Below are 18,065 nucleotides of genomic sequence, written 5' to 3'. Positions count from 1 at the left end.
TTCACCTCGTTATTTTTTTATTATAACATATTTATCAAAATTTTCAATCTTTTTTATTTTTACTCCTGTATAATAATATTTCAATATTTTTTTATAGTCATAACCCTTTTTAGCAAGTCCATAAGCCCCCCATTGAGGCATTCCTACACCATGTCCTGACCCATGTCCTTTAAATATAAAATAACTTCCTGTGTCCAAAATTTTCAAAACTGTACTAAATACATTTGTATACCCTAATTTTCTTCTTAATTCATTGCCGGAAATTATCTTTTTTTTATTTCCATATATTAAAACTTTTTTTACTCTCCTATTTTTTTTATCTATAATTTTTATTTTATTTATATTAAATCCAAATATTTTTGAAACTCTTTTTTTACTTATTCTATAACTCCAATTACTCCTTGGAGAATTTTTACAGTTATCTTTGTCATCCACTGCTCTCAAATATGGAATTGGCTTCCCTCCACTCCATACATCTTCATTATTAGCTGTCCAACCTCCACTATCTGCATAATAAAGTGCATTTATAGTTTTATCCTTATATACCATAATTTCATGAGAAGTAAGATTTATCAAATTATTTATTTTACTATTTTCTCTTTCATAACCTAAATACATTTGCGAAGATGTTCCATCTAATAAATCAAATTTTTCATATTTTTTATTTTTCAAACCATAATACAGATAAGTTCTTGCAGCTACGATTTGAGATTTAATAGCTTCATCTGGAAAATTAATTCCTATTTCAGAAGGGACTACACTATACAAATACTCTTCTGCCAATATTATATTTATTGGCAATATTTTCCCCTTATATATAATGAAATCAAAATCTCCTCTATATTTATGGTATTTCTCTTCTGATTTCCCAATGCCTATTATTGTAACCACATTACTTCTTCTTATTTTTAATATATCTATACTTTTATTCTCGAAATATATTTTTTTATTTTTTCTTATTAATCTTAAAGCAGATTTTTTTATTATTTTACCATTTTCTAATTCTATATTAAATTCTCCATTATAACTTTTAATATAGACTACATTATTTGAAATCCTTTTTATTCCTACTCTTAACTTTTTCCCAAAACTTTCTGTTAATAAATCTTGAGAAAACAAGTTGAAACTTCCTATTAAAATAAATAATAAGATTAATTTTTTTTTACTTATTTGTTTTATTAATTCAAAAAACATCTATACACACCTTATCTCTGTTTCATTATTTTTATAAATAAACAAAATTTTTATATTTTCACTTCCATTTTTATTATTGCTATAATTATCCTTTTCACCATTTAATATATCATAATTAAAAATTTCAACCTCTGTTTTTTTATATTTTTCTCTTACACTTTTAAATTCAATATTAAGTTTACTATTTGAAATTATATTTTCATATTCATTTTTCGTTACATTTTTCTTATACCATTCATGAAAAAATCTAGGCTTTTCCATTTTTATATAATCAAATTTCAAATAATCTTTAAACATATCCAATTTGTCAAACTCTTTTTCCAAATAAAAATCATATAAAAAATCAAATACAGCTATTTTTTTATGAGCTACTTCAAAATATTTTTTATTATCCCACCATTCAGAAAAATCTTCATAAAATTCAAATGATGAATCATAAAAATTATTAATAATAAATGGAACTGATACATTAAATTCATTTGAATTAAAATAAAAATCTACTAATTTTTCTATATTTTTTAATTTTACTATCTCACCATAACAAATAAATTTATTTTCCAACACTTCATATGGTTGAAAATTTAAATATTTATACCCGTATTTTTCTATTTCAGTAGAAATTTGCGTTCCTTTTAATATTTTAAGAAATCCTAATTGCAACATTTCAGGGTTTAATCCATATACATAATTAAAAGAATTGCCAAATGTTTTGTAATCTTCATAAGGAAGCCCTGCTATTAGATCTAAATGTAAATGTATATTCTTTTTTAAAAGTGATATATTTTTACTTATTCTTTCTAAATCATTTTTCCTATTTATTGCTTTTAATGTTTTCTTATTTATTGTTTGAATACCTATCTCAAATTGAAAAAGCCCTTTTGGAACTGTCTCTAAAAACTCCAAAACTTCCTCATCAAAAAGATCTAAAGTTATTTCAAAATGAAATCTAATTCCCTCTTTATAATTATCTACAATGTATCTCCAAATTTCCAAATATCTATCTTTTTTAAGATTATATGTTCTATCTACAAATTTCACTAAATTAACACTGTTTTCTATAAAAAATTTCAGATCTTTTTTTACTCTATCTAATGAGAAAAATCTAACACTTTTTTCTATAGAAGACATACAATAAGAACAATTGAACGGACATCCTCTAGAAGACTCATAATATATAATTTTTCTTTCTGCTATTAATTCTTTTATCTCTTCTTCTGTATAAGGAAAAGGAACATCATCTAAATTTTCTATTAATTTTTCTGGTTTATTTGATAATATTACACCATTTTCTCTATAATAGATACCTTTTATACTCTTTGCATTATCTTCCTTCAAAAAATTCAATACAACTTTTTCACCTTCTCCAAATATTATAAAATCTATCTCTTGATTCTCATTCATAATATCAACTGCATCATACGCTGCTTCTGGTCCGCCTAATATAATTTTACTATTTGGTAAAACTTTTTTTACCTCTTTTATAACTTTTAATGTATATTCCCTATTCCATATATACATTGAAAATAAAATAATTTCTGCTTTTTCTTTATATATATTTTTAATAATACTATAAATTGTATTATTTATAGTATATTCTACTAATTTCATACTATATTTCTCATCTTTTATATTTTTTTCAGCATATTTAATTATATATCTTAAAGCTAAATTAGTATGAATAAATTTAGAATTAATTCCAACAAATAATATTTTTTTCATTTTACCTCCATTTTTTATTATTAAATTATATCATATATCAATATATTCTTCAATAAAAAAAGAGGCTCATTAAGTTTCTCTATTTTGTGGTTTATAAAATTAGATAGATTAAATAATAAAAATAAGCAGGAAAAGATCCTGCTTATTTTTATTATTTAAGTTTATAACTAATTGAGCTTTTTAAAATCATATTCTGATCTTCAAAAGGATTTATCTTCTCTGAAGCCACTCCAAAATTTAATATATATTTATTATTCCCTATTTCTAAACCATAAGTATTAATTTTTGAATTTGTAAATAAATTTTCACCATAATTTCCAGCTCTAAATTTCGCTGTTAATCCTTTTAACATAAAATTAGAATATTCTTTTGGAAAATTCAAAACTAACATTTCTATTCCTTGTCCATATTTAATACTAACAGTATCCAATAATACCTTATCAAAGCTTAATCCATATTTCACAAATCCAAAATTTACTCCTATTCCTCCTCTTATTCGGCCATTCACTAATACGTCATCATATTTTTTCCAATATATTTTTCCTAATATATTTTCCCATACCACTCCTGCATACACAAAATTTCTTTTTAATAAAAACCCTAAATCAATTCCATATCCTAATCCTTTATCTACTGTCAAATCAATTCCATTATCTGTTCTTCCTTCTAGAATTCCGCCTTCATAAATTTTTAATGTAAGACCGCTACTTAATCCTTTTGTAGTGGTACTTTTTTGAGTAATAGATAATCCTATTTCATTTATATTAAAATTATATTTATGTTTTAAAGATAACTCCTTTTCATCCGAATATTTTTTCCAATACATTCCACCTTTATCTGAAGTTAATGAGATATAATTAATGTCTGATTTCGTAATAATATCATTTACACTCTGATAATAATATATATTTTTAGGTGCTGCATAACTATATCCTATTGTAAAATAACTATTTTTCAAAAAATATACTGAAGCAGGATTTACTGTTAATCCATCCAATATTTTGTTTGCAATTGAGGTATAACCCATTCCAATATCTTCGACGCTTACATTTCTAAATAGATAATTTTCTTTATCTATAGGAAGTTCTTTTGCATATGATATATTTGATAACATTATAACTATAAAAAATATATACTTACATTTTTTAAACATTATTACCTCCATACTTTTTTATTTAGAAACAATTTAAAAATAACGTTCTTCAATAAATAATCTATTCCTAGAATTAATTTATATAAACTTATTTTTCAAGTTTTAATTTATTATTTTAATGGTTTTTGATATATCATTAAATTTTCTCCATTAAATTTTCTATATATAAATTTATCTGATACGCCATTTAAAGTTTCTGAATGCCCTAATATAAAAAATCCGCCTGGAATAAGTCTATCATAAAATTTATCCACCATCTCTTTTTGAGTTTTTTTCTCAAAATAAATAAACACATTTCTACAAAATATAACATCCATTTTAGGAAAGAAAGAATAACTTTCTTTCAAATTAAATCTCTTAAATTCTATCATTTTTTTTAAATCTTCTTTTATTTTTAATATTCCATTTTCTTTATCTCTAATCACATATTTTTCATATTCTCTTGGAATATCTTTTCCATCTTTTATATCATATTCTCCAAGTTTTGCCATATTCAACACTTTATTATTCAAATCTGTTCCTAATATTTTCATTTTATAATTATGTAATCCAACAGTTTCTTTTAATACCATTGAAATTGTATAAGCTTCCTTTCCCATTGATGCTGCGGCACTCCATACATTAAGGTCCTTATTTCTCTTTATTTCTAATAGTTCCGGAATAATCATAGATTTTAAAGCTACAAACTGTCTTTCATGTCTAAAAAAAGATGTTTCATTAGTTGTAACTTCATCAAAAAATTTTATCATTTCTGGCGAGTCTATAGGTTTATTTTTTATTAAATTAAAATATTCTAAATATGAATTTAATCCTAAATCTCTCAATCTTCGTCTAATCCTATTTTGTAAAATTATTTTTTTATTTATAGTATAATTTATACCACTTTTTTTATATATATAATCTCTAAATTTTTTAAATTCCTCTTCAGTTAATTCTTTCTTATATAAGTTATCCATTATTTACTCTCCTCATCCATTTATTTTTTATAGCATTTTCTTTATAGCATTTTCTTCATTAAATTCTACATCTATTATTTTATCCATATGAACAACTTTTAAAATTCTTTTTAATCTATCATTTGGATTCATAATAACAATTTTCCCTCCATTATCTTTACATTTTTTATTAAGTTTAATTAATATTCCTAATCCTTGACTTATAATAAATTCTGATTTTGATATATCTACAATTATATTAAATTTTTTATCACTTAATATACTATAAACTTCTCTTTCAAATAGTTCAATATTATTTATTACTATACTATCTGTCAGCTTTATAAAAAGTATATCCCCTTTTTCTTTCACTATATCAATTGTTTCCATTAAAACTCCCCCTTCTATAAAATTTTTCGGAAAAAATATGATGTCTTTCCTCTCCTAATCTAAAATAATAATAACTAGTTTCTTTAGGAAATATTGCAGCTTCTATTGATTTAATCCCTGGATTTGATATCGCTCCATAAGGTAATCCATTATATAAATATGTATTATATTTTGATTTTATTTTCAAATCTTTATAATATAATTTTTTTTTCTTATAATTATATAAAAATTCTACAGTAGCACAAGACTGTAATTTCATATTTATTTTTAATCTATTATAAAATACAGATGCCATTATAGGCTTTTCTTTATTATAATATGCTTCTTTTTCTATAATAGATGCTAAAATTAATTTATTATAAAACTCTTTTTTTGTAAACATATTCCTATAATTTGATGTTTTTTCTTTAAATCTATTAAAAAATTGTTCTATAATCTCTGTGCTTGACTCTCCCAAATAAAAATAATATGTATCTGGAAAAAAATATCCCTCATAATCATTAGTTTTGGTAAATAATCCTACATTTTTCATTTCATTTAATTTCTTATAAAAATCATCTTTTTTTATCAAATTATTTTTTTCTAATAAATTTACTATTTGATTAACTGTATATCCTTCTGGAATAGATACCCTAACTACAGACACTTCCCCAGACACAAATTTTTTTATTAATTTATCTATAGTTATTTTATTTCCTTTAAATGTATAGTGCCCAGTTTTTATTTCACTATCAAGTCCTGTAATCTTTAAATATAATTTTATAATATTTTTATTTAATCCCCCAATTTTATTTAAAATTTCATTTACAGTTTCTCCTTTTTTTATCTCTAAAACTTTTTTTATACTAATCGGATTATTATATATATAATTGTAAAAATATAACGCTGTGCTTACTAAAGTAATAGAAAAAATAAAAATTATAATTAAAACTTTCTTCATTTATACCTCTTCTTTTTTTATTTGTAATACTTACAGAACATTTAAAAAATAATTTACATCTATAGCTCTTTCTACCTCCAAAACCGTTTCTCCATCTCTAAACATATATTCTTCTATTAAAACATATTTTCTTTTATTATACTCTTTATAATAAATATATTCAATATCAGTTTTATCTTTGGGATTATTTAATGATTTTTTATCTAATTCAAATTGTTTTTTTAATATTCCTCCATCCTCTTTTGATATTTTACATGGAAATTTTTTATCTTTTAATATTTCATCAAACTTTTTCATATACAGTTCCTCCTTAGAATGTTGATTCATATTTTTTTAATATTTCCACTACCTCTTCATAGTTTTCTATTTTATTTATTATATTTTTTATATTTGTCCCATTCTTTAACCCTTTTATATACCAACATATATGTTTTCTCGATTCAAATATACCTCTTTTTTCTCCTTTATCTTCTATTGACATTTTTAAATGTAATAACGCCATTTCTATTTTTTCTCTTTCACTTGGTATTGTTATAACTTTTCCAAATTCAAATCTCTCTCTTATCTGTTTTATTAACCAAGGATTTCCAAAGATCCCTCTAGCTAACATAATTCCATCTACATTTGAATATTTTGCTTTTTCCCAAGCATCTTCTGCTGTAAATATATCACCATTTCCTATTACTGGAATAGATACATTTTCTTTTATCTCTTTTATAATATCCCAATTGGCAACACCTGAATACATCTGTTCTCTTGTTCTTCCATGTATTGTAATAAATTCTAAGTTTAATTTATCAGCTATTTTTGCAATTAACAGGGGATTTTTAAAATTTTTATACCCTATCCTAATTTTTATTGATAAACTAACATTTACATTTTCTTTTAATTTTATTAAAAGTTTTTCTATTAAATCAGGATCTCCTAACATTGCTGAACCATATCCATTTTTCACAACTTTTGTTACAGGACATCCCATATTTATATCAATATGTTTCACTCCTATACTTTCTATAAATTTTGCTGCTTTTACCATTATATCAATATCTTTTCCAAATAGTTGAACTGAATCACCTGGTAATCTTTTTAACATTCCTAAAGTTTTTTTATTTTCTCTAGTAATAGCATTTGTGCTTATCATTTCAGTAAACATCATATCTGGATTAAATTCTTTTAATATTTTTCTATATGTATAATCAGTAACTCCCGCTATTGGTGCTATAAATATTTTCAACTTTCCCCTCCAATATATTCTGTAACTCTATTTCTTCCTTTTTCTTTTGATTTATATAATGCTTCATCAACTTGTTTTATCATTATATCTCTAATTTTCACTGGATCTTCATTCTCTTTTATCTCTTTACATCCTACTGGAAATGTAGTTATTCCTAAACTAATGGTCACTTTTAAATTTTCAACTTTCGTCTTTTCTACCACCTGCCTTACTCTTTCGGCTAATACTCTTACCCCAATTTGGTCAGTATTTGGTAAAATAACCATAAATTCCTCGCCACCATATCTAGCAGCTATATCATATTCTCTAATTGTGTCTCTTAATACTTTGGATAAATTAATCAAAACTTTATCTCCTACTTGATGTCCATAATCATCGTTGAATTTTTTGAAATAATCTATATCTAACATTATTAAAGATAAACTTGCACCATATCTTTTGGATTTTTTTATCTCTTCTAAAAGTTTTTCTTGAAAATATTTGTGATTATATAGTTTTGTTAATCCATCTCTAATAGACATTTTATATGCTTTTTCTTTTTCCTTTATTACCATCATTAACTCTTCATTCATCCTTGTTAGTGCTTCATCTCTATAATTAATCCCTTCTATATTCCTTTTTAAATTTAGAATCATTGCATTATATTTTTTCCTAAGAAGTTCAAATTCATAAATATCAAATTCACCATCTTCAATAACTTCATATTCTTCATTTTCTATATTCTCTATTCCTAATACCAATTTATTAATTTGTTCTATTATTTTATGTGCTTCTAATAATATAACAAAAGATATTAAAATTATTAATATTATAGATACAATTATAATTATATTTTGAAATTTATCTTCTAACTCTTGTAGTTCTTTAATTCTTTTTATAATTAATATATAACCAATATTTTTATCTTTTACATTTGTAAATGGTATTGCTATTGCATATTCCCCTCTATTTTTTATTTTAAATGGTATACCTTTTTTTATAAGTTCTTTATAGTCTTTATAATTTAATATTTCATTATTTGATTTAAATAATATAGTACTATATTTACTATTAAAATCTTCATCTAAAAATTTTAATTCACTTTCTGTTTTTCCCTTTATCTCTAATAACGCATCTCTATCTAATGGATAGCTTAATATAATACCACCATATGGATTATTAGAATCAGTTGGCACAGGGACAAATATTTTTAAATATAAAAGCCCTTCATTTACTTCTATTCTACTTACAATTTTTTTCCTTTTAAAAACTGTATTTTTATTCAAAACTGCCATAACCATATTATCATAATCTTTCGTTTTTAACATTTTCTTTTTTCCAGAACTTCTTCCAATTATTTTCCCATCTTCATTAAATAATTCAAGCCCTCTATATCTATTATTAGCTTGATTATACATAGCTTCTTTCCAATATGTCAAAGAAACTAGATAATCAAATTTTGTTTTTACTTTTTTGAATTTTACATATGGAACTCCATTTTTTGTTTTATAAATTTTATAAGGAATCCCTGTTTTTTTATATCCTTCCTTTATAAGTATATTTAATTCTGTTTCTCTTGCTAATATTGAAACTTTACTTGTCTCTCTTTCTATTATTCCATTAATTGTTTGATTCACATAAATTGATGAATCATTTAATTTCTGCTTGAAATTTTTTTCTATAGTATTAACAAAAATGAAATTAATAAGAACAAATAAAATTAATGAAAAGAATATCACTGGCCCAAGAGCTAACAATATTAACTTTTGACTTATTTTATTAAACATATTATCATCCCCTTAGTTCTATCACTAATTTTTCTAAAAGTTCTTCAATGTTTATATTATTTTGCGCTGATATAAATGCTACATTTTTATATTTTTCTTCTAGTTTTTTTATTTCATTTTCATAATTTGCATATAAATCAACTTTATTAAATACATATATATTCTTTATATCACTATCCCCAATTTCTTCTAACACTTCATCTATTACCTTTATATCTTCTTCAAAAGCTTCTTTTGAAATATCTATTATTTTTAATAAAATATCAGCTTCTTTCACAACTTCTAATGTTGATTTAAATGAAGCAACTAATACATGAGGTAATTTTCTTATAAATCCTACTGTATCTCCTAATACTATATTTTTTTCTCTAAGTGCATAAATTTTCTTCATCTTAGTATCTAATGTCACAAATAATCTATCTTCAGATGTAACATCAGCACCTGTTAAATTATTCATTAATGTTGATTTCCCTGCATTTGTATATCCAACAAGAATCACTTGTTTTGCTTTTCGTCTTTTTCTATTTTTACTTTGTTCTCCTCTAGTTCTTTGAATCTTTTTTAGTTCATCTTCAATTTTTTTTATTTTATCTAATATTGCTCTTTTTTTATACTCTTTTTCTTTTTCTCCTGGACCTCTAGTCCCTATTCCACCACCAAGTCTAGACATTGCTTTTCCTAATCCAACGATTTCAGGTAATTTATACTTTAATTTTGCTAACTCTATTTGTAATTTAGCCTCTTTTGTCTGAGCATTTTTTGAAAAAATATTTAAAATAACATCTGTTCTATCTAATATAGTTATTCCTAACTTATTTTTTATATTTTTTCTCTGAATAGTTCTAATCTCATCATCAAAAATTGCAAATTCAATCTCATTTTCTTCTATTATATTCAATATTTCTTCTATTTTACCTTTTCCAACATAATATTTTGGATCTGGTTTTTTTCTAATTTGAACAGCTCTTTCCACAACTTCTATTCCAATATTATTAACTAACTCTTCTAATTCATCTAAGTAATTATTTTCTAATGATATTAATATTCCTTTTTTACTATTCACCTCGTATTTCAACTAATACACCCCTATTTTCAATTTCAGTTTTTAATTTATACAAAACCTCTTTTTTATATGGCTCCATATTTTTATCCATATATACTTCTTTATTATTAAATTGTTGTATTGCAATTTTTTTTACATCTTTTAATATTTCTGCAATTTTATTAAAATCTTCTTCTTTTATATAATTAGGATACATTGTTATCCTAACTTCATAATCTTTTGTTGACTCTAATTGTTTTAAACTTTCTTTAATTGTATCCAAATTTATTTTTGAAAATTTATTATAGTTTAATGATTTAAAATCCATCGCAAAAAAATCTATTAATTTTTTATTATCATATATAAATTTTGGATTACTTCCATTAGTATCTATTTTTATTAAAAATTTTTCTCCTAATTCTAATTTTATTTTTCTTATAAAATTTACCAATTCTCCATTCCAAAGAGTTGGTTCTCCTCCTGTAATACATAATCCATCTAAAACATTTTTTCTTTTTTTTAAAAATTTTATAATCTCATCTTCTGTTAAATATAAATCAACATCTTTTGGCTCTATTAACACTCCATTATGACAATATTCACATCTAAAATTACATCCACCAGTAAATATAGTTGCTACAACCTTTTTTGGATAATCAACAAAAGAACTTTTTATTATTCCTGCAAATTTCATAATTCCCTCCCATTTTATTTATTATACCATATGTATATCTCTTTTTCAATTTAAGCTTTTATTTTTTTTAGTTTTATGATAAAATTTTATCATAAAATATTGTTATTGTAAAAATTAAAAAAAGGAGATTCTAATTATGTCATTAAATAAAACCCCTACAGCTAACAGACTGCATATAGCTATCTTTGGGAAAAGAAACGCTGGTAAATCAAGTCTTATAAATGCTATAACAAATCAAAATCTTGCAATAGTATCCGGTTTTGCAGGAACTACAACTGACCCAGTATATAAAGCTATGGAAATTCTTCCAATAGGTCCTGTTGTTTTGATTGATACTGCTGGAATTGATGACGAAGGTGAACTTGGAGAACTTAGAATAAAAAAAAGTATAGATGTCATAAAAAAAACTGATATTGCTCTTATTGTAATCTCTAGTGATGATGGAATTACAACTTTTGATTATGAAGTAATTGATAAATTAAAAAAATCTGAAACTCCATTTATTATTGTAATTAATAAAATTGATATAAATGATTTAAATTTAAAATTGGAAAATGAGATAAAATCATTAAAAGTTCCATATATTAAAGTAAGTGCTTTAAAAAAAATTGGAATAGAAGATTTAAAAAAAGTAATCATAAAATATTCGCCCAAAACTTTTGAACAACCTTCTATTGTTGGAGATTTAATTCAACCAGGAGATACTGTAGTTTTAGTTATACCTATTGATACAGGAATGCCAAAAGGACGACTCATATTACCACAAGTTCAAACTATTAGAGATATATTAGATAATGATGCTATTGTTCATATAACAAAAGAAAGAGAATTGCGATTAGCATTATCTAATTTAAAACAAAAACCAAAAATAGTAATCACAGACTCGCAAGCTTTTATGAAGGTTTCTGCTGATACTCCTAACGATATTTTATTAACATCATTTTCAATTTTATTTGCAAGATATAAAGGTGACCTATTTAAACTTGTCAAAGGAGCAAAAGCTTTAAGAGATTTGAAGCCAGGTGATAAAATTTTAATTGCTGAAGCTTGTACACATCATCAACAACCTGATGATATTGGAAGTGTAAAAATCCCACGTTGGATTAGACAAAATATTGAGCCAGATGTTCATTTTGATTTTTATTCTGGAAGAGATTATCCTGATAATCTTAAAGAATATAAAGTTGTAATTCATTGTGCTGGTTGTGTATTAAATAGAAAAGAGATGTTAAGTAGAATTGAAGCAAGTGAAGTAGAAGGAATACCTATTATAAATTATGGAGTTGCTATAGTATTTTTACATGGAATATTGGATAGGGCATTAAAACCATTCCCTGAAGTTTATTATGAATGGTTGGAAAATTAATGATTTTTTTCCTAAATTAAATTTATATTTTTATCATAAAACAAAAAGAAGTCCTCTAAATCAGAGGACTTCCTTTATTATATTTCTATCTTTTTACAATCTAATCTTTTCACTACATAGATCTTTTAAATATTTCAATTACATCCTCTAAAGTTGGTTGTTTAGGATTTGTTAATCCACATGCATCTTTTAAAGCATTTTCTGCTAACACTTTAAAATCTTTTTCTTTTACGTCTAACTCAGCTAGCCCTTTTGGAATATTTACAGATTTCGATAATTTTTTTATAGCTTCTATTGCTTTTTTTGCTCCCTCTTTCTCAGATAATCCTTTAGTATCTTCCCCCATAAAACCTGCTATTTCTGATAATTTTCCAGAAACTACTTGAGAATTATATTCCTCTACATGTGGTAATAATATTGCATTACATACTCCGTGCGGTAAATCATAAAAACCACCTAATTGATGTGCCATTGCATGAACATACCCTAAACTTGCATTATTAAAAGCCATTCCTGCTAAATATTCAGCATATGCCATTTTATCTCTAGCTTCTTTATCTTTTCCATTATCTACAGCGTTTTTTAAATTTTTCACAATTAATTTTATAGCTTGAATCGCACAAGCATCTGTTATTGGAGTAGCAGCTGTTGATACATAAGCTTCTATCGCATGAGTCAATGCATCCATACCTGTTGCAGCTGTTAATCCTTTTGGCATAGCCTCCATTAAATTAGGATCATTTACTGCTATAATTGGAGTCATATGTTTATCTACTAACGCCATTTTTACATGTGTATCTTCATTTGTTATTATTGAAAAAATAGTCATTTCAGAAGCTGTTCCAGCTGTTGTATTTACTGCAACTAACGGTAATTGCGGTTTTGCTGATCTGTTTACACCTTCATAATCTTTAATATCTCCTCCATTTGTAGCTAATAAAGCAATACCTTTTGCACAATCGTGAGGCGATCCTCCACCAAATGAGATAACAAAATCACAATTATTATCTTTTAATATTTTTAATCCATTATTTACATTTGTAACTGTAGGATTCGGTTTTGTTTCATCATATATAACAAATTCTATCCCATTTTTTTCTAATACTTTTGTAAGATTATCAACTAAATTAATTTTAACTAATACCTTATCTGTAACTACTAATGCTTTTTTTAACCCTAATTTTTTAACCTCTTTCCCTGCATCTTCTAAACATCCTCCACCCATAAGACTCATTGGTGGCATAAAAAACATAAATGACATAATATAATCCTCCCTTATTTTGTTAATTTTCTATAAAAGAAAATTTTATTGTGATAGTTTTAACTTTCACAATTTTTATTATACAACTTATATATATGTTTGTCAATAAAAAAGATAACCGCTTCACATTTTTAGATGAGTTTTAATTTCTGTTTCATATTTGTCAATAAGATATATTTAGAATATTATATCAGATACTGTCCTTTTTATGTCTATTGCATTTCTGCCATCTTCTTCTTTTATTATTTCTATTTTATAATATTTTGATGTCTATTTTTTCTACTACTTTGTCCTAATTTTTCATTCACTCTTTTAATTAAATCCAATTTGAAAAAAATTTTTTAAATTTTATGGATTATTACAAAATTATATAAAACTCAGATTAAATTTATTTTATTGAAATAATTTCACCTTGAAAAATAACATAATTCTTTCTTTTAATTTTATCATAAAACAAAAAAGAAGTCCTCTAAATCAGAGGACTTCCTTTATATTATACATATTTTCTAAACCTATCTTTTCATCTTAACTTTAAAGTTTTTATTATCTACTCCAACCTTAACGCAAATTTTATCCTCTTTTTCTAAAAAAACTATATTACCATTAAGCTTTTTTTCATCTAAATCAGGTATCTCTTCATATAAAATTTTAGTTGATATATAATTATCATGTTTTTCTAATATTTTCAAAATTTTTTCTTGCAAATTTTTATCAATATTCATGAATTATAAAATCTCCTCTAAACTTTTTTTCAATTTATCCAATTTTTCTATAAATTCTTTCTCTTTATTTTTCTCTTTTTCTACAATATCTGCTGGGGCTTTTCCTAAGAACTTTTCATTACTTAATTTCTTAGTTACTCTATCTAATTCTTTTTCAAATTTTAAAATCTCTTTTTTTAATTTTTCTTTTTCCTCTTCAAGGTCAATAACTCCATCCAAAGGTATAAATATTTCTGTATTATCAACAACTGCTACAGAAGCCATTTCTGGTTTTTCTATTTCACAGCTTATTAATGTCTCATCTAAATTAGCTAATTTTATTAGATATTTTTTATTTTGTTCTAATGTAACTTCTTCTTCTCCATCAGAAGATTTAAATATCCCTGTTAATTTTTTTCCTAGTGATATATTCATTTCTGTCCTAATATTTCTTATAGCTCTAATCACTCTTTGTATGAAATCAAAATTTTTATCTACTGTAATACTTATCATCTCAGGGTTTGCTTCTGGATAATCACTAAGCATTATAGTTTCTCCTGTTCCTGGTAATGTTTGCCATATCTCTTCTGTTATAAATGGCATAAATGGATGTAATAATCTAAGTCCTTGTTCTAGTACATACCAAGATACAAATTGAGCTGTTTCTTTTTCATTATTTGTTTGTGCTTTATATAATCTCTCTTTTGCAATCTCTACATACCAATCACAAAAATCTCTCCATAAAAATTCATAAATTTCTTTAGCTGCGTCATTTAATGCAAATTTTTCTAAATGTCTATTTACTTCAAGTATAGTTTGATTTAATTTAGAAAGAATCCAATTATCAGCAAGTTCAAACTCTAAATTATCTACATCTAAATCAGCAGGAGAAAATCCTTCTAAATTCATCAATACAAATTTAGATACATTCCAAATTTTATTAGCAAAATTACTACCCATTTCTATTAATTTTTCAGAGTAAAATACATCTTGCCCTTGAGAAGTATTATATAACATACTAAATCTAAGTGCGTCTGCTCCATGCTTATTAATTACTTCTATAGGATCTGGCGAATTTCCTAAAGATTTACTCATTTTTCTACCTTGTTCATCTCTAACTATACCATGTAAAAATACATTTTCAAATGGTATTTCATCCATTACATATAATCCTGCCATTATCATTCTTGCCACCCAGAAAAATAATATATCAGCACCTGTTACTAAAGTATCAGTTGGATAATAATATTTTAATTCTTCTGTGTTTTCTGGCCATCCTAAAGTAGAAAAAGGCCACAGCCAAGATGAAAACCATGTATCTAATACATCAGTTTCTTGTCTGAATTTCTCCCCACCACATTTTGGACAGCTGTGTGGAGCTTCTTTTGACACTACCATTTCTCCACAACTCTCGCAATAATATGCAGGTATTCTATGTCCCCACCAAATTTGTCTAGATATACACCAGTCTCTTATATTATCAAGCCAATTATAATAAACTTTTTCCCATTTTTCAGGTAATATCTTTACTTTTCCATTTTTTACAACCTCAATAGCTCTTTCAGCTAAAGGTCCCATTTTTACAAACCATTGTTTACTAACTCTTGGCTCTATTACAGTATTACATCTATAACAATGTCCTACAGAATGATTTATCTTTTTTTCTCCTACAAACAGTTTTCTATCCTTTAAATCAGCTAAAACTTTTTCTCTAGCCTCAAATCTATCCATTCCTTCATATTCTGAAGTTGCATTTTCATTCATAGTCCCATTTTCATTTAATACATTTATAAATTCTAAATTATGCTTTAAACCTATTTTAAAATCATTGGGATCATGTGCTGGAGTCATTTTCACAATACCAGTACCAAATTCTAAATCTACATAATCATCTGCTATTATTGGTATTTCTCTATTTACAATAGGTAATATTACTTTTTTACCTATTAAATGTTTATATCTTTCATCATTTGGATTTACTGCAATTCCAGTATCACCAAACATTGTTTCTGGACGAGTAGTTGCTACAACTATAAATTCATCACTATCTTTTATTGGATATTTTATTTCCCATAAAAAGCTCCCCAAATCTTCATGTTCTACTTCATCATCTGATAATGCAGTCCCACATCTAGGACACCAGTTTACTATATATTCTCCTTGGTAAATCATTTCATCTTTATATAATTTTACAAAAATTTCTTTTACAGAATCTGCTAATTTATCATCCATGGTAAATCTTTCTCTATCCCAATCAAGAGAAGCTCCTAGTCTTCTAAGCTGTTTTGTTATTATTCCACCATGTTTTTCTTTCCAATCCCATACCTCTTCAATAAATTTTTCTCTACCTATATCTTCTCTTGTTTTTCCTTCTTCTGCCAATTTTCTTTCTACTTTATTTTGCGTAGCAATTCCAGCATGATCAGTTCCAGGCATCCATAAAGTATTAAATCCTTGCATTCTTTTCCATCTAATTAATGTATCTTGAATCGAATTATTTAATACATGTCCAATATGCAATACTCCAGTTACATTTGGTGGTGGTATCACAACTGTGTATTTAGGTTGACCTTCTTTTGGTTCTGTATGAAAATATCCATTTTCTTCCCAAGTTTTATACCATTTTTCCTCTATATCCTTAGGAGAATACTTACCTTCTAAATTTGACATATTTTCGCCTCCCATAAATTTATATCTTTATAATTCCTATCATTAAATCAAACTACGTCACAATACTAATTTTTGATATAATAATATGATTGACCCACAAAAAGGTATTTAGTTTTCTTCATACCACTATATATAGTGTTCGAAAGTTTTTACGAAACTATATGTAGTGGTATGATTTTAGAAAACTACCTTTTTGGGGTCTAATCATGATATGTTTTTAAAATTTTGTAGGGGCAATCCCCTGTGATTGCCCTTATTTTTATTGGATACCTACAAGAAACATCCTAAAAATTATTACTAATTTTTAATTGCGACACTAATATCATAAGGACGAACACATAGGTTCGCCCCTACAAAATCAATAGGGCATTATCCACTATTTTATACTTTCTATAAATTCTAATAGTTTATCTCTTCCTTCTCTTGTAACTGAAGAATAAAAGAACACATCCTCATTAGAAAATTCCATTTTTTCCCTAATCTTTTTTAATTGTCTAAATCTTTCATTATTTGACAATTTGTCTGTTTTAGTAAATATTATTTTATAATCAATATCATAATGTTCTAACCATCTTAATAAATTTGCATCCTCTTCTGATAAAGTTCTTCTTATATCTAATAATACAAAAACTAATTTATTTCTTTCTGAAGTCAAATAATCTTCTATTATTTTTCCCCATGTATCTTTTATAACTTTTGCTATTTTGGCAAAACCATATCCAGGTAAATCAACAAAATGAAACTCATTATTTATCAAAAAGAAATTAATAAGTTGAGTTCTTCCTGGTGTTTTACTGGTTTTGGCTAATTTTCTTCTATTAGTTAAACTATTTATCAAAGAAGATTTCCCAACATTTGATTTTCCAACAAAAGCTAACTCTATTTTTGTCTTTTCTGGATAATCTTTTGAATAAACTGCTGACTTTACAAAATCAGCTCTCTTTATTTCCATTTTTTGCTCCTTTATTCCTAAAATTATGGAACGTTTTAAAAATAAGTT

16 protein-coding genes are annotated in these 18,065 nt (G+C 25.0%); 1 reads left to right on the top strand and 15 read right to left on the bottom strand.

What is annotated here, in order from left to right; genetic code table 11:
* Positions 1 to 9: 9 nt before the first annotated feature.
* The 11 genes from RDY08_RS02870 to RDY08_RS02820 form a co-directional block, all read right to left on the bottom strand.
* The gene (locus RDY08_RS02870; RefSeq protein ID WP_307904918.1) at positions 10 to 1,194 is read right to left on the bottom strand and encodes a SpoIID/LytB domain-containing protein; all 1,185 of its coding nucleotides are present in this window, start codon (positions 1,192 to 1,194) and stop codon (positions 10 to 12) included.
* The gene (locus RDY08_RS02865; RefSeq protein ID WP_307904917.1) at positions 1,195 to 2,913 is read right to left on the bottom strand and encodes a B12-binding domain-containing radical SAM protein; all 1,719 of its coding nucleotides are present in this window, start codon (positions 2,911 to 2,913) and stop codon (positions 1,195 to 1,197) included.
* A 151-nt stretch (positions 2,914 to 3,064) separates the two neighbouring features.
* Positions 3,065 to 4,066 (bottom strand): hypothetical protein, encoded by a 1,002-nt coding sequence (locus RDY08_RS02860; protein WP_307904916.1) that lies wholly within the window; start codon positions 4,064 to 4,066, stop codon positions 3,065 to 3,067.
* A 110-nt stretch (positions 4,067 to 4,176) separates the two neighbouring features.
* Positions 4,177 to 5,022 carry a CheR family methyltransferase gene (locus tag RDY08_RS02855; RefSeq protein WP_307904915.1) on the bottom strand — a complete coding sequence of 282 codons (846 nt, stop codon included), beginning with the start codon at positions 5,020 to 5,022 and terminating at the stop codon, positions 4,177 to 4,179.
* Between the two features lie 27 nt (positions 5,023 to 5,049).
* On the bottom strand, positions 5,050 to 5,391 hold the full coding sequence (locus RDY08_RS02850) for an STAS domain-containing protein (protein ID WP_307904914.1): 342 nt from the start codon (positions 5,389 to 5,391) through the stop codon (positions 5,050 to 5,052).
* Positions 5,378 to 6,331: an endolytic transglycosylase MltG gene (gene mltG, locus RDY08_RS02845; protein ID WP_307904913.1), complete on the bottom strand. Its 954-nt coding sequence runs from the start codon at positions 6,329 to 6,331 to the stop codon at positions 5,378 to 5,380. The genes RDY08_RS02850 and mltG overlap by 14 nt, the downstream gene beginning before the upstream one ends.
* Positions 6,332 to 6,361: 30 nt before the next feature.
* Complete coding sequence (locus RDY08_RS02840; protein ID WP_307904912.1) at positions 6,362 to 6,628, bottom strand: hypothetical protein; 267 nt, start codon at positions 6,626 to 6,628, stop codon at positions 6,362 to 6,364.
* A gap of 13 nt (positions 6,629 to 6,641) precedes the next feature.
* The gene (gene dusB / locus RDY08_RS02835; protein WP_307904911.1) at positions 6,642 to 7,565 is read right to left on the bottom strand and encodes a tRNA dihydrouridine synthase DusB; all 924 of its coding nucleotides are present in this window, start codon (positions 7,563 to 7,565) and stop codon (positions 6,642 to 6,644) included.
* On the bottom strand, positions 7,562 to 9,331 hold the full coding sequence (locus RDY08_RS02830; RefSeq protein ID WP_307904910.1) for a GGDEF domain-containing protein: 1,770 nt from the start codon (positions 9,329 to 9,331) through the stop codon (positions 7,562 to 7,564). Before RDY08_RS02830 ends, dusB begins: the two co-directional genes overlap by 4 nt.
* Before the next feature lie 4 nt (positions 9,332 to 9,335).
* The gene (gene hflX, locus RDY08_RS02825; protein ID WP_307904909.1) at positions 9,336 to 10,406 is read right to left on the bottom strand and encodes a GTPase HflX; all 1,071 of its coding nucleotides are present in this window, start codon (positions 10,404 to 10,406) and stop codon (positions 9,336 to 9,338) included.
* Complete coding sequence (locus RDY08_RS02820) at positions 10,387 to 11,067, bottom strand: anaerobic ribonucleoside-triphosphate reductase activating protein (protein ID WP_307904908.1); 681 nt, start codon at positions 11,065 to 11,067, stop codon at positions 10,387 to 10,389. The genes hflX and RDY08_RS02820 overlap by 20 nt, the downstream gene beginning before the upstream one ends.
* Positions 11,068 to 11,203: 136 nt before the next feature.
* Here RDY08_RS02820 and hydF point away from each other — a divergent pair, with 136 nt between their 5' ends.
* Positions 11,204 to 12,433, top strand: coding sequence for a [FeFe] hydrogenase H-cluster maturation GTPase HydF (gene hydF / locus RDY08_RS02815; RefSeq protein WP_307904907.1), 1,230 nt, complete (start codon positions 11,204 to 11,206; stop codon positions 12,431 to 12,433).
* Positions 12,434 to 12,545: 112 nt separating this feature from the next.
* Here the strand turns inward: hydF and yiaY are convergent, their stop codons facing one another.
* The 4 genes from yiaY to yihA all read right to left on the bottom strand — a co-directional run bounded on the left by yiaY (position 12,546) and on the right by yihA (position 18,017).
* A complete protein-coding gene (gene yiaY / locus RDY08_RS02810) occupies positions 12,546 to 13,694 on the bottom strand; it encodes an L-threonine dehydrogenase (protein WP_443673221.1) in 1,149 nt (382 codons plus the stop codon).
* 512 nt (positions 13,695 to 14,206) lie between these two features.
* Complete coding sequence (locus RDY08_RS02805) at positions 14,207 to 14,416, bottom strand: hypothetical protein (protein WP_307904906.1); 210 nt, start codon at positions 14,414 to 14,416, stop codon at positions 14,207 to 14,209.
* A 3-nt stretch (positions 14,417 to 14,419) separates the two neighbouring features.
* Positions 14,420 to 17,065, bottom strand: a complete 2,646-nt coding sequence (locus RDY08_RS02800) for a valine--tRNA ligase (RefSeq protein ID WP_307904905.1) — start codon at positions 17,063 to 17,065, stop codon at positions 14,420 to 14,422.
* A gap of 376 nt (positions 17,066 to 17,441) precedes the next feature.
* Positions 17,442 to 18,017, bottom strand: a complete 576-nt coding sequence (yihA, locus tag RDY08_RS02795; protein ID WP_307904904.1) for a ribosome biogenesis GTP-binding protein YihA/YsxC — start codon at positions 18,015 to 18,017, stop codon at positions 17,442 to 17,444.
* Between the last annotated feature and the right edge of the window lie 48 nt (positions 18,018 to 18,065).

This window comes from Haliovirga abyssi, assembly GCF_030295325.1.
Taxonomy (GTDB): Bacteria; Fusobacteriota; Fusobacteriia; order Fusobacteriales; family Haliovirgaceae; genus Haliovirga; species Haliovirga abyssi.
The sequence above is the reverse complement of the archived record's forward strand: the minus strand, read 5'-3'. Positions and strand labels throughout refer to the sequence as shown.

Bases quoted from the DNA above. Each gene is read 5' to 3' on its own strand.
- RDY08_RS02840 (WP_307904912.1), bottom strand. From the start codon at position 6,628: ATGAAAAAGTTTGATGAAATATTAAAAGATAAAAAATTTCCATGTAAA.
- mltG (WP_307904913.1), bottom strand. From the start codon at position 6,331: ATGAAGAAAGTTTTAATTATAATTTTTATTTTTTCTATTACTTTAGTA.
- RDY08_RS02800 (WP_307904905.1), bottom strand. From the start codon at position 17,065: ATGTCAAATTTAGAAGGTAAGTATTCTCCTAAGGATATAGAGGAAAAA.
- RDY08_RS02805 (WP_307904906.1), bottom strand. From the start codon at position 14,416: ATGAATATTGATAAAAATTTGCAAGAAAAAATTTTGAAAATATTAGAA.
- RDY08_RS02830 (WP_307904910.1), bottom strand. From the start codon at position 9,331: ATGTTTAATAAAATAAGTCAAAAGTTAATATTGTTAGCTCTTGGGCCA.
- yiaY (WP_443673221.1), bottom strand. From the start codon at position 13,694: ATGTCATTTATGTTTTTTATGCCACCAATGAGTCTTATGGGTGGAGGA.
- yihA (WP_307904904.1), bottom strand. From the start codon at position 18,017: ATGGAAATAAAGAGAGCTGATTTTGTAAAGTCAGCAGTTTATTCAAAA.
- RDY08_RS02865 (WP_307904917.1), bottom strand. From the start codon at position 2,913: ATGAAAAAAATATTATTTGTTGGAATTAATTCTAAATTTATTCATACT.
- RDY08_RS02850 (WP_307904914.1), bottom strand. From the start codon at position 5,391: ATGGAAACAATTGATATAGTGAAAGAAAAAGGGGATATACTTTTTATA.
- RDY08_RS02870 (WP_307904918.1), bottom strand. From the start codon at position 1,194: ATGTTTTTTGAATTAATAAAACAAATAAGTAAAAAAAAATTAATCTTA.
- RDY08_RS02860 (WP_307904916.1), bottom strand. From the start codon at position 4,066: ATGTTTAAAAAATGTAAGTATATATTTTTTATAGTTATAATGTTATCA.
- RDY08_RS02820 (WP_307904908.1), bottom strand. From the start codon at position 11,067: ATGAAATTTGCAGGAATAATAAAAAGTTCTTTTGTTGATTATCCAAAA.
- RDY08_RS02855 (WP_307904915.1), bottom strand. From the start codon at position 5,022: ATGGATAACTTATATAAGAAAGAATTAACTGAAGAGGAATTTAAAAAA.
- hydF (WP_307904907.1), top strand. From the start codon at position 11,204: ATGTCATTAAATAAAACCCCTACAGCTAACAGACTGCATATAGCTATC.